Consider the following 12,235-nt stretch of genomic DNA (forward strand, 5'->3'; position numbering starts at 1 on the left):
CGCCCTTTAGGGCGACTTTATGTTAGCATTAAATTGAGTCGTTGACTTTGGGAACGCAGGAAACAAGCGACACTCCGTAATCCCTAAATCTCTAACCATCACTGGTACAAAAGCTTTCATCGTAAGTCCACATGGTAAGAGCGAAAAACAATTAAATACTGTGGGACACACAGAAATTTACGCTTGGGGAGTAGTCTTTAAGAGTGCTTACCTTGTAGGTGTAGTCGGACTAGACATGAAACTGTAAGACCAAAATTAGCTTTGCTAGTAGCGGCAAGATTCAGCCCAAGAATCTCCGCACTTTTAGGGCGGAGAGTGTCAACTCGCAAGTAATTCGTTTAACAAAGGCAATTATGGATATTTTGACACTTGGTTGGGTTAGCATTCTCGCCCTGTTCACTTGGTCGATCGCCATGGTGGTTTGGGGTCGTAACGGTTTCTAGGTAATCTATAGATACCATGGAAACATCCTTGATTCTGAACACTCTCTTTCTAGTCGCCTTAATTCTCCTCGTTATCGTCAGTGGTGGCATTCTCTACCTGACGACTACAGAATGGCGCGATCGCCGTCGTCAAGATGGCGATAAAAAATTAGGAAAATAATCCCGAACAGGTGTACTTAATTACGCCTGTTTTTCCTTTACTATGATTAAAATACTGCACTTATCGGATATTCACATGGGGAGCGGTTTTTCCCATGGACGTTTAAATCCAAAAACGGGATTAAATACTCGTTTCGAGGATTTTATGGGCAGTTTAAGCCTCTGTATCGATCGGGCTATTGCCACCCCTGTGGATCTAGTGCTTTTTGGGGGAGATGCCTTTCCCGATGCCACTCCTCCTCCTTTTGTTCACGAAGCTTTTGCCAGTCAATTCCGTCGTCTTGCCGATGCTAATATCCCGACAGTGTTATTAGTGGGTAATCACGATCAACATTCTCATGGTAATGGCGGTGTCAGTCTCTCCATCTATCGTACCCTAGCGGTGCCGGGTTTTATTGTTGGCGATCGCTTGACCACCCATCGCATCACCACCCGCAACGGCGATATCCAAGTAATTACTTTACCCTGGTTAACCCGCGCCACTCTCTTAACCCGTCCCGAAACCGAGGGTTTATCCTTGAGTGGGGTAAATGAATTATTAATTAACCGTTTGGAACCGGTGTTAGAAGGAGAAATTCGCCAATTAGATACAAGTGTACCAACAGTTTTATTAGCCCATTTAATGGCTGATCGAGCTAGTCTAGGAGCAGAAAGACTTTTAGCGGTTGGTAAAGGTTTTACCGTGCCTTTATCGCTACTAAATCGTCCACAATTCGAGTATGTTGCCCTCGGTCATGTTCACAAACATCAAAATCTTAATCCTAGCAATGATCCGCCCATTGTCTATCCGGGGAGCATCGATCGAGTGGATTTTAGCGAGGAAAAAGAAGATAAGGGCTATGTTTTAATAGAAGTGGCTAAAGGAGAGGTTAAATGGGAATTTTGTCCTTTACCCGTGCGTCCTTTCCGTTCCATCGAAGTGGATGTTTCCGAGGCAGAAAACCCCCAAAAAGAATTGCTGAAAGCTCTCAAAAAACACGATATTCAGGAAGCAGTTATCCGCTTAGTTTATAAAATTCGCAGTGAACAATTAGAACTAATCAACACCAATCAGCTTGACGAAGCGTTAAAAACTGCCCATAGTTATAGTATTCGGGCGGAATTAATTAGTCAATTAACCCGTCCCCGTTTACCGGAATTAGGGGTGGGTAATCAATTAGATCCGATGGAAGCGTTAAAAGCTTATATCGATAATAAGAAAGATTTGCGCGATATTGTTGATGATATGTTAGAGGCAGCCCAGCTTTTATTAAATCAACAGCCAGAAATTTGGCTAGAGGAAGAAACCTCGATTTAGTTATCAGTTATCAGTTATCAGTTTACTGAAACAGCTTCCCTATCCCTGTTTGAACTAACAATGAGTTTATGTCTTAATCCCGATTGTCTATATAACAATGATCCTACGGATAAATTCTGTCAAAAATGTCGCTTTCAATTATTACTAAAAGATCGTTATCGTGCTATAAAATTAATTGGTCAAGGAGGTTTCGGTAAAACTTTTCAAGCAATTGATGAGGATAAACCTTCTCAACCTTATTGTGTGATTAAACAATTTTTTCCTAGCGCTCAAGATAGTAATGCTCTCAAGAAAGCTGCGGAATTATTTAGAGAAGAAGCGATTAGTTTAGATAATCTCGGTCAACACCCACAAATTCCCTCGCTCTATGCCTATTTTACCGGCAATGATGGGCGACAATATCTTGTTCAAGAATATATTGAAGGACAAAATCTAGAACAAGAATTACAAAGCGAAGGAGTTTTCAATGAAGAAAAGATCAAACATCTTTTATTAGAAATTTTGCCAATTCTTGATTTTATCCATGCCAAAAGAGTCATTCATCGAGATATTAAACCAGCTAATATAATTAGGAGACCCAGCGATAATAAAATAATTTTAGTGGATTTCGGTGCCTCTAAATTTATAACCATTGCTAATCTTTCTCTAACAGGAACAGTGATCGGTTCGCCGGGATATATCGCTCCAGAACAAAGTAATGGCAAAGCGATTAATAGCAGTGATTTATATAGTTTGGGAGTCACTTGTATCTATTTATTAACGGGAATATCTCCCTTTGAATTATTCGATGTGAGTGAACATGAATGGGTATGGAGACAGCACCTGATTAATAATCCTGTTAGTGTTGAATTAGGTAAAATTTTAGATAAATTAATTGAATTTGGCACCAAAAAACGTTATCAATCAGCCGGGGAAGTCCTGCAAGAGTTAGCGGTAAAATTAGCCGTAGTGATTCCGCCAAAACCCCGATCACAGAATACAATTCAAGAAACAGTTTTGCCAGTTTTTCCAGCCGCCACCAGGGAGGAAATTAACCTCAAAAGTGCCAAGGAAATTGATTACACTAACCTACGGGATTTCTTAGCGCAAGAAAAATGGCAAGAGGCAGATCAAGAAACGGCTAATCTCTTCTTAAAAGTTGCCGATCGAACTAAAGAAAAATATCTTAAGATAGAAGACATAGATAACTTTCCCTGTGAAGATTTAGCCACTATCAATCAACTCTGGTTAAAATATAGTCAGGGAAAATTCGGTATATCTGTTCAGAAAAGAATCTATGAAAGTTTGGGAGGAAGCGGCAATTATGATCAACAAAAATGGAACGATTTTGGGTCAAAAGTCGGTTGGCGAGTTAATAACAAGTGGTTATACTACGATCAAATTACTTTCTCTCTCAAAGCACCCCCTGGACATCTCCCCACCCTTGTGTGGGGTGTGGGGGGTGGGATAATTCTTTTTTCTCGTCTGGAAACCTGTGCTATGGACAGAGTTTCTAGCAGGGGATAAATTGACTTAAAAACTTTTCTGGAGAATTAAACAGTTTCTCCCTTCGCCAGTGCGGATATATTGTAAAGTATCAGTAAGAGAACGCATCAAAAGTAATCCTCGATCGCTTTCCATTTCCAAAGGTGCGACGGGATCTTGTTGTGGAGAATCAAGTTTTGCTTGCAGATCAAAAGGTTGACCGTGATCCCATATTTTTATTTCTAGAGAATGGGACGAAAAAGTTAATTCTAGATCGATGGGTGTAGTTGGGGGTAAATTTTTGTGAGCGTAACGGACAGTATTAGTAAATCCTTCTGCTAAAGCCACCTTACACTGCCAAAGCACCGACTCAGGTAAAAAAGGGCAGCCGTGGGATTCAAACCATTGTAGGACTGGGATTAGAGCTGCCAATTCCGTCCGGACTTGTAGATGGAATTGAAGGGGGAAAGAAGGGGAAATTAAGACTTCAGAAGGCACCACTGTTTTTTTGAAAGAGAATCAAAATTGTTTTAAAAATCAGTCGTAGATCGTAGCTTAAACTCCAATTTTCTTGATAGCGCAAATCTAGTTGAATTACCTCTTCAAAATTATGCACCTGAGAGCGACCATTCACCTGCCATTCTCCCGTCATACCGGGTTTTACATCTAAACGTTGCCATTGGGGAACATCGTAGCGTTCCACTTCATCGGGGGTGGGAGGACGAGTGCCAACAAGACTCATTTCACCAATGATCACATTCCAAAACTGGGGGAATTCGTCTAAACTGGTGCGACGTAAAAATTTTCCTACCCGGGTAATCCGGGGATCATTTTTATTCTTAAAAAAAGCTCCCTGCGCTTGATTGGGGATTTTATCCCTGAGTGCTTCTGCATCCACACACATGGAACGAAACTTAAGAATCTTAAATTGCTTTCCCAACCAACCGCAGCGGGTTTGACTAAAAAAAATCGGACCCGGACTATCTAACTTAATAGCGATAGCAATGGGGACAAAAATAACCCCCGTGATCAATAAACCCACGATCCCACCAACAAGGTCAAGACCGCGCTTTAACCAACTACGAATCGAGGGATGGGTTTTCAGTAGATGGTTTTCAGTGGCAGTAAAGCCATTTTCTTGGGGTGCTAGGGGGGGGGTTTGAAAAGTGAATAATTGATCTAGTCCCGTAATCGATAAAACCCCCATCACTGGGGGATGGACGTTAACCAGCACTAACTCGATATTTTCTGCCCTGGCCGCTTTGAGATTATGCACCAAAGCACCCACACCACTACTATCCATAAATTGAGTGGCATTGAGATCGAGAATGACTTTTTCGGGAGTGGGTGTTTGGGTGATGAGATGGTGAAAGATATCCTTGAACTGTAATGCTTCCAGGACAGTCAAGCGATCGGGTATCCGCAAAATGGGATACTCCATCGGAATGATCAGAAAACGCGTTTCAGGGATTTGGGAAGTCATCGACACAAAAAGATGATTTGATAGATGAACAAGGCCTGATGACCCACTTAAATGTTTACTACACTTTTCCCCAAATACCAATAGGCAATGTTACAGATTACCTGTGATTATCGGCTAACGAATCTCACCTAAAGGCGGACGGCCTTGGGTTTGGGATTTCGCTTTCGCCGCACTCTTCCTTAGGGCATCTAAACGGGTCTCATAACGCTTACGCAGACGACGGTTAGGTGTTTGTTCGATTAGGGTTTTAAAGGCACTGCCTAGGCTCTTGTAGGCGTTGGGAAGAGAATAACCGAAACGAGTGGCCAAGGCGATCGCTTTTTCATCGGCTTCGATCGCTTCTTTGAGAATTTTATCGCCATTATTTTTGCGCCAGAGACGATAACCAGAAATCCCACACAATCCCATGGCCAAGAGCAATAATAAACCGTCCTGTACCCATAATTCCCCCACCGCACCACCTAAACCAATAGCGAGGGCGGCCATTTCCCAGCCTTCCCGGGGAATACTATCATTTTGAATCCTGGCCACTTCATGCCAAAAGAGCAAATTACGCTGATCGATGGCTAAATTTTCCCATTTTGCCAAATCTATCTGAATTTCTACCTCATCTCTGCCAATTTCTTCACAACGGATCAGGGGGGGGTTAATCTCTGTGGAACCTTCTACCGTTACCCAGCTTTGTAATTCTGGGGGTAGCAGGGTTTTTAGGCGCCGAAGTTCGCTCATTTCGGCTCGTGCAGAGGAGGCCGCATAAGATGTCATAGATTTTTTACCTATTCTCTACCAATGACGATGATTTCCATTTTCGATCATAGCGGTCTTTTTTCTGATCTTGGCAGCTTTTAGCCCTAGGAAGTATTTTCAGTGATCAGTGATCAGTCATCAGTGAGGGAAGTGGGAAGTGGGGAGAAACAATCCATAACTGGGTTTTTAAAGTTCGATTGGGAGTCAATCATACTAAGTAGGTGGGTGTTAAAAATTGTCAGATACCCCCTTATTAAGGGCGATCCCCCCGCCTATCGGCACCCCCCTTATCAAGGGGGGCAGGGGGGATAAAAGACAAAATTTATCTTCTATTTACTTATTAAATAGACCGTAACTTTTGCTGACTAATGCTCAAATATATCTTTATACTGCTGTAAATCTAAAGCGGTGAAGATGGGGATACAACTAAAGCATTTTTGGGCTAATTCCCATCTTTCTTCTCTTTGCAGCATCACAATTAATTTATCTCGCACTGAGAGTAAATAGCGCACATCGTTGGCGGCATAACTCAGTTGTTTTGGGGTAAGATTAACGGCATTTCCCCAATCAGAACTTTGAGCGGTTTTGTCTAATTCTATGCCTTCTAATTCCTGCACGAGACTTTTTAAACCGTGACTGCTAGTATAAGTCCGAGCCAGTTTACTGGCGATTTTGGTACAGAAAATCGGTTGAGTCGCAATGCCAAAAGTTTGGGACAATTGAGCCACATCAAAACGGGCGAAATGAAAGACTTTTTCTATCCGCTCATCCTCCATGACCTTTTTGAGATTAGGAGCCTCTGTTTGCCCCCTAAAAATGCGAATAGCGGTGACAAAACCACTGGGATCACAGAGTTGAATTAAACACAGTCGATCTCGTCCTGGGATTAATCCCATAGTTTCTGTATCTACAGCGATCGAATTAACCCCTAGATAACGGGATAATAGGTCATCGCTTAAATCTCGATCGCACACTTGAAAATTGTCTAAGTTCATATAGTTAGCAGATAGGAGATAGGAGATAGGAGGGAAATTTGTCATGCTTTTGCCTATCGCACGACTGCCTTTATTTCCCTGATAAGTAGTTGGACAAAAGTAAAGTTAACTGTGGGGTAAGGAGTCTCCGAGTCGGTCGTCAGTAAGAATTGCGGCAATTTACATTTCTTAAGATAGACCACAGAATTTATGTCCGACTACTTAACTGATAACTGATAACTGATTTTAAAAACTGATAATTAAATTTAAATATCATCATGACCATTTTGTCAACGCTTTTTAACAAAAAGTTGTGTAAAATAATATTCACCAGCATTATTTTTAGCGATACCGATACCGGTAAGATTATAATCACCAACCATATTTTTTTGATGACCGGGGCTATTAATCCAACCCTTGACGGCAACGCTAACGGGGTCAGGATATCCCTTCATAAAAGCCAAATTTTCGCCCATTTTTTCTAAAGGAATCTTCCTTTGTACTGCCTTGACTCTTCCCTCAAAACCATCATGACTAAAAGGAGCCTGTTTATTGGCCATTTTTTGACTAAATAAGCGAGCTTCATGACTAATACGAGCATCGAGACGTAGGGGCGGTAAATTTTGAGAAATTCGGTAGCGATTAACTTGATAATTAGTGTTTTCTTCGAGGGTAATTAAAAAAGATTGATTCCCGATAGAATCGTAGCTAAGGGGATTAGTAGAAACGGGAGCGGATTGACGTTTTAAAAATATTTGAGTAAAGTACAATTTTCCTTGATTATCCGTCGCTACTCCAATCCCAGTACTATCAAAATCTCCCTTCATATTTTCCCGATGACCTTGACTTTTAATCCAACCATCCACAGCAATCATTACTGGGTCATCATAACCTTGATTAACTGCCAGATTTTCCCCCACCGCTTCATAGGGAACCGAAACGCCAATAGTTTGCACTCTTTTGTCAAAATCTTGATGACTAAAAGGAACTAAACCCGCGGCCATACGTTGGCTATGTAATCTTGCTTGTTGCGAAATTGTCCGATTTAACAGTAGGGGAGATAAATTGCGAGATTGACGATAGCGATTGACCTGTTGATAAATTTTATTCTCTAAAACAAGTAAAGTTGCCGCATCTAAAGGAGAGGGAGAAGGAGCGGGAGAGAAAGATGGTACAAGTTCCGTAAAAGAGCTATAGTTTAAGGCACTACAGGCCATTAAACTTGTCGATACAAGCATCAAAATTCCTAACTGATAACCCTTCTTAAAAGAACTTTTCATATTAAGCTAGTCTAGAACAGAGAATAGGTCAAAATGAATATAAAATTTAGATGCACAATAGCTGTCCCTCTGATAACTGTTAACTGATAACTGCTCACTGTTAACCATTCATCGATAAATATTTAGCCACCGATTGCACATCTTTATCACCCCGTCCAGAGAAATTAATAACAATGCGAGGACTACCACTTACTTGTGGGCAAAGAGTTTCTAAATAGGCTAAAGCATGGGCAGTTTCTAGGGCCGGAATAATCCCTTCTAAACGGGAAACTCGTTGAAAAGCTTCTAGTGCTTCCTTGTCGGTAACACTGTAATATTCGGCGCGACCACTATCTTTTAAAAAGCTATGTTCTGGCCCGACTCCGGGATAATCTAAACCGGCACTAATGGAGTGGGCCTCGATAACTTGACCTTCGCTATCTTGTAATAAATAACTCATTGCTCCATGTAGAACCCCCGGTTGACCTTGGGTAAGGGTGGCGGCGTGTTTTCCAGAGGCGATACTTTCCCCGGCAGCCTCAACACCAATTAAACGCACGGCAGTTTCTTTAACAAACTCATGAAATAAACCCATAGCATTAGAACCACCCCCCACGCAAGCGAGGAGAATATCCGGTAAACCGCCCCATTTTTCCAGACTTTGCTGACGAGTTTCTTGACCAATAATCGCATGAAAATCGCGCACCATCATCGGATAGGGATGGGGACCTGCCACAGAACCGAGGATGTAGTGAGTAGTTTCCACATTTGTTACCCAGTCGCGAATCGCTTCCGAGGTGGCATCTTTCAGGGTTCCCGTCCCGGCGGCCACGGGTTGCACCGTTGCGCCAAGCAGTCTCATGCGGAAAACATTGAGTTCTTGGCGTTCCATGTCGTGAATTCCCATATAAATCACGCATTCTAGACCAAAACGAGCGCAAACCGTAGCGGTGGCCACGCCGTGCTGTCCTGCCCCGGTTTCGGCGATAATTCGCTTTTTACCCATGCGTTTGGCTAATAAAACCTGACCAAGGGCGTTATTAATCTTGTGGGCCCCGGTATGGTTTAAATCTTCCCGTTTTAGGTAAATTTGCGCCCCAGTACCGTCCGTTTTGGCATAATGGGCGGTGAGACGTTCGGCAAAATATAAGGGACTAGGTCTGCCGACGTAATCCTTGAGCAGTTGATTTAATTCTTCTTGAAAATCGGGGTCGTCCTTATACTGATTATAGGCCGTTTCTAGTTCACTTAAGGCTGGCATCAGGGTTTCTGGGACGTATTTGCCCCCGTAGCGTCCAAAACGCCCAAAAGCATCGGGATACTGGGTTACTGTGCTGGCTGAGGCGGTATAAATCGGCGTGATAGTCATGTAAACCTTCAATGAGAGACTTATGATCCATTATAAATCTAAGGGTTTAGTCTCTGGGTTAACCTGAGTTTCAGGGCAATCATCACCTAATACTAAATCCGTTGAGTATAGGCTATATATCAGGACGGGCAAAAGGCAAAAGGCAAGGGGCAAAAGGGGGAATAAATAATCAGTTTTTAATAACCGGATTTAGTATAACCCACTTAATCATTAAAGGGTGAGCATTGCCCACCCTTTGACTGATTTCACAGCCAAATACTCACATCAACTTTTAACACCTGTCCTAATAGTAATAACCACTTTAATTGAGTCATCGGCCAGGGACAGGCAGCACCTATTAAATTAGACCGCAAAGAATTAGGAACTAGACGATCATGGAAATAATAATAGTATAACTCCTGAGAGCGATCAAGGGATAATCCTAGCTTTAATTGTTGGCTAACTTCAATTAAACGGGTGATTAGACGAGTATCCTCCTCCGCCGTTAAAGGATCGCCATCGTGTAATAATTTCCCAAGAGATTGCCAGAGCAGACTTTCTAAGATTTGACGCGCTTCGGGGATGTTTAATTGACAGTGTAAATGATTGGCTTCCTTAGCAATAGCAAATAATTGATCGAGATTATTCTCCGTCACTTGCCGATGCTCAAAATCTTTTTCTAGGGCATTAATCACCTGTAAACAACGGTGAGAAATGGCAATATCGGCCGCTACCTGTAACTCTTGAGGTACGGGCAGCTCATCCCGTTGGAAAGCCGCTAAAATGCCGTAATTATCCCGATAAACTTGGGTGTATAATTGATCGAGACGTTTTTTAGTTTCGGCTGTCACCTTCTGCATGATTCGGTGTCTTTCATCGGCAAAAAGATGGGGTAAAGCAAAGAAGTTTTCTCCCAATCCGCGCCCCATTTCTACGATCATGGTCGAAACACTGGCCTGTTGTAAAGATTCAAAGAGATGATCCTTAAGATTGGTGTAGATTAACCGACTGTTAAACGGTTGAATGCAGCAGTAAAAATCCCAACCTCCTAAATGTAGAACAGCAAAGACAAAATGTTCACTTTCTTGGGTAATTTCCGAGGTTAATTCCACCTGTCCCACCGCTAAAGTTAAAGACCCGATCGCTTGTTTTTGATAATCTAATTGACGGGCATTGTAACAATAAATCCGATGATGACTGGGATAATTGGTAAATAGGGAACTAATGGCGTAATGGGCCGCCACCCGTTCCAAATCGACCCGCGCAGAAGTGACCAATTGTCGATAGACATCAGCCCCATCTTGATATAACTTAACGTTACTGGGGGCGAAAGCTAGACGACTGAGGAAATTCATTTCTAATTGAATTCCGGCCACTTCTCCAGCTAATTCCAGGGCCCGGCCAGCATATCTCAAAATTTGCGTACCTTCAGGTCGAGAAATTTCCTCAAAAAACCAGCCACAACTGGTAAACATCAATAAAGCTTGTCTTTGCATTTCTAATAAACGCAAAGCATCGATTTTCTCGCTTTTACTCAGGTTACGACTTTGATGCACAGCCAGGAAATGTTCGATCGCGTCTGGGGATCGATCTAAAATAACTGCAATGTAGTTATCCCTTGTCTGCCAAGGATCGCGGAAAAATTCCTGTCCTTGAATCTCATAGACCTTAATTAACTCATCTCTGAGCCAATTTAGGGACTCCCGCAGGGGTTTACGCCATTTTTGCTGGTAATTTCCCCCTCCCCCGCAACCACAGTCATCCTGCCAACGATTTACGCCATGGACGCAACTCCACGCGGTCACGGGTTTTAATTCCACTTCCCAAGTGGGGGGGCAAATACTGAGATAATGGGCGAAATTGGTGACTGTCCAGCCGTTTTTAGGGAAAGATTCTGTAAAAGCATAGCTAAGACACTTCTCTGTCCCCCGTTTGTGGTGGCCGAAGGTTTCCCCATCGGTAGCGACGCTGATTAACTGGGAGGGACGATGATCCCCTTTAATTGCTTGTCCCAGACGACCGACGAGAAAATCACTGCTGGCTAGGACATCATTAAAGCCCATATCGCGAGAAATTGGACCATCGTAGAAGAAAATATCCAGATAACGACCATCGGGGATGTAACAGCGATAGGGACGGGTGGGATCGATTTGACCTCCGGCCACCGCGTGCCATTGGGGATGGGGATCATGGTCGCTAGGGAAAGGACGACAGCGCAGGGCCTGGGAAGGGGCTAAAATGGTGAATTTAATCCCCTCATCGATTAAAGCTGTCACTGTGGCTAAATCAATGGCTGTTTCTGCTAACCACATTCCTTCGGGATCCCGGCCGAAACGGTGCTGAAAATCGGCTTTTCCCCAGCGAATTTGGGTGTATTTGTCCTGTTTGTTGGCTAGGGGCAGAATGATATGATTATAGACCTGGGCGATGGCGTTACCATGACCGTTTAAGCGTTGACAACTTTTTTGATCCGCTGCCAGGATGCGTTGATAAACTTCGGGATCGTGGGATTGCATCCATGACATGAGGGTGGCCCCGATGTTAAAGCTGAGATATTCGTAGTTATTAACTATTTTGAGCACTTCCCCCCGGTCATTGTAAATGCGCGCAAAAGCATTGGCACGATAACACTCGTGATGGATGCGTTCATTCCAATTGTGGAAGGGATGGGCGCTCGGTTGCCGTTCAATTCTGTCTAGATAGGGATTTTCTCGCGGTGGTTGGTAAAAATGTCCGTGAACCGTGATATAAACTCCGTGAGCGATTTTTAGGGGATCAACCCCCGTGTCGGTATAGGAATAAAAGGTTGTAGAAGGATTTTCAACAAGATAAGTCATAGAAATGCCTAGAAAATCGGTTTTTTTGAGCGAAAATAGCTGTAGAATGTAGCGACCTGATGTTTTAAAAAACTGAAAACCTTGCCGTTTTTTACGGACTTGGTGTCACAATATCATATTTTGCGTTCCTAGCAAAGCTAGGGTTAACAATTCGCAACTTCTCTATACACAGCACTAAGTAATACTAAATTTTGTGACAAAATCTAGCTTTTCCCGGTAGGCTG

Annotated in this window: 11 protein-coding genes; 4 read left to right on the plus strand and 7 right to left on the minus strand. The window is 42.9% G+C overall.

Annotated features, from left to right (window positions below; translation table 11 throughout):
• Window positions 1-353 precede the first annotated feature (353 nt).
• Genes petN through H6G40_RS12565 form a run of 4 tightly spaced genes read left to right on the plus strand, consistent with a single transcriptional unit; the run spans window position 354 to window position 3,405 of the window.
• On the plus strand, window positions 354-443 hold the full coding sequence (gene petN / locus H6G40_RS12550) for a cytochrome b6-f complex subunit PetN (protein WP_012265708.1): 90 nt from the start codon (window positions 354-356) through the stop codon (window positions 441-443).
• Window positions 444-459: 16 nt separating this feature from the next.
• Entirely contained in the window at window positions 460-603 is a 144-nt protein-coding gene (locus H6G40_RS12555; protein ID WP_002736416.1) for a hypothetical protein, read from the plus strand.
• Between the two features lie 42 nt (window positions 604-645).
• Window positions 646-1,899 (plus strand): exonuclease subunit SbcD, encoded by a 1,254-nt coding sequence (gene sbcD / locus H6G40_RS12560; RefSeq protein ID WP_002777928.1) that lies wholly within the window; start codon window positions 646-648, stop codon window positions 1,897-1,899.
• A gap of 60 nt (window positions 1,900-1,959) precedes the next feature.
• Window positions 1,960-3,405, plus strand: a complete 1,446-nt coding sequence (locus tag H6G40_RS12565; protein ID WP_190537748.1) for a serine/threonine-protein kinase — start codon at window positions 1,960-1,962, stop codon at window positions 3,403-3,405.
• Window positions 3,406-3,411: 6 nt separating this feature from the next.
• Here H6G40_RS12565 and H6G40_RS12570 read toward each other — a convergent pair whose 3' ends face one another.
• The 7 genes from H6G40_RS12570 to H6G40_RS12600 form a co-directional block, all read right to left on the minus strand.
• The gene (locus H6G40_RS12570; RefSeq protein ID WP_002756253.1) at window positions 3,412-3,864 is read right to left on the minus strand and encodes an ATP-binding protein; all 453 of its coding nucleotides are present in this window, start codon (window positions 3,862-3,864) and stop codon (window positions 3,412-3,414) included.
• A complete protein-coding gene (locus H6G40_RS12575; RefSeq protein WP_069474243.1) occupies window positions 3,851-4,846 on the minus strand; it encodes an anti-sigma factor antagonist in 996 nt (331 codons plus the stop codon). Before H6G40_RS12575 ends, H6G40_RS12570 begins: the two co-directional genes overlap by 14 nt.
• Before the next feature lie 114 nt (window positions 4,847-4,960).
• Entirely contained in the window at window positions 4,961-5,611 is a 651-nt protein-coding gene (locus H6G40_RS12580) for a DUF3318 domain-containing protein (RefSeq protein ID WP_002756255.1), read from the minus strand.
• A 347-nt stretch (window positions 5,612-5,958) separates the two neighbouring features.
• Window positions 5,959-6,588, minus strand: a complete 630-nt coding sequence (locus H6G40_RS12585; RefSeq protein ID WP_002735888.1) for a ribonuclease D — start codon at window positions 6,586-6,588, stop codon at window positions 5,959-5,961.
• Window positions 6,589-6,857: 269 nt separating this feature from the next.
• Window positions 6,858-7,847, minus strand: a complete 990-nt coding sequence (locus H6G40_RS12590) for a CAP domain-containing protein (protein WP_042790572.1) — start codon at window positions 7,845-7,847, stop codon at window positions 6,858-6,860.
• A 100-nt stretch (window positions 7,848-7,947) separates the two neighbouring features.
• Window positions 7,948-9,195: a tryptophan synthase subunit beta gene (gene trpB / locus H6G40_RS12595; protein WP_123230259.1), complete on the minus strand. Its 1,248-nt coding sequence runs from the start codon at window positions 9,193-9,195 to the stop codon at window positions 7,948-7,950.
• 245 nt (window positions 9,196-9,440) lie between these two features.
• Window positions 9,441-12,011 carry a DUF3536 domain-containing protein gene (locus H6G40_RS12600; RefSeq protein ID WP_069474241.1) on the minus strand — a complete coding sequence of 857 codons (2,571 nt, stop codon included), beginning with the start codon at window positions 12,009-12,011 and terminating at the stop codon, window positions 9,441-9,443.
• Window positions 12,012-12,235: the final 224 nt, after the last annotated feature.

Source organism: Microcystis viridis FACHB-1342 (assembly GCF_014698335.1).
In the GTDB taxonomy this organism is placed as follows: domain Bacteria; phylum Cyanobacteriota; class Cyanobacteriia; order Cyanobacteriales; family Microcystaceae; genus Microcystis; species Microcystis ichthyoblabe_A.

Bases quoted from the DNA above. Each gene is read 5' to 3' on its own strand.
- petN (WP_012265708.1), top strand. From the start codon at position 354: ATGGATATTTTGACACTTGGTTGGGTTAGCATTCTCGCCCTGTTCACT.
- H6G40_RS12555 (WP_002736416.1), top strand. From the start codon at position 460: ATGGAAACATCCTTGATTCTGAACACTCTCTTTCTAGTCGCCTTAATT.
- sbcD (WP_002777928.1), top strand. From the start codon at position 646: ATGATTAAAATACTGCACTTATCGGATATTCACATGGGGAGCGGTTTT.
- H6G40_RS12565 (WP_190537748.1), top strand. From the start codon at position 1,960: ATGAGTTTATGTCTTAATCCCGATTGTCTATATAACAATGATCCTACG.
- H6G40_RS12575 (WP_069474243.1), bottom strand. From the start codon at position 4,846: ATGACTTCCCAAATCCCTGAAACGCGTTTTCTGATCATTCCGATGGAG.
- H6G40_RS12580 (WP_002756255.1), bottom strand. From the start codon at position 5,611: ATGACATCTTATGCGGCCTCCTCTGCACGAGCCGAAATGAGCGAACTT.
- H6G40_RS12585 (WP_002735888.1), bottom strand. From the start codon at position 6,588: ATGAACTTAGACAATTTTCAAGTGTGCGATCGAGATTTAAGCGATGAC.
- H6G40_RS12590 (WP_042790572.1), bottom strand. From the start codon at position 7,847: ATGAAAAGTTCTTTTAAGAAGGGTTATCAGTTAGGAATTTTGATGCTT.
- trpB (WP_123230259.1), bottom strand. From the start codon at position 9,195: ATGACTATCACGCCGATTTATACCGCCTCAGCCAGCACAGTAACCCAG.
- H6G40_RS12600 (WP_069474241.1), bottom strand. From the start codon at position 12,011: ATGACTTATCTTGTTGAAAATCCTTCTACAACCTTTTATTCCTATACC.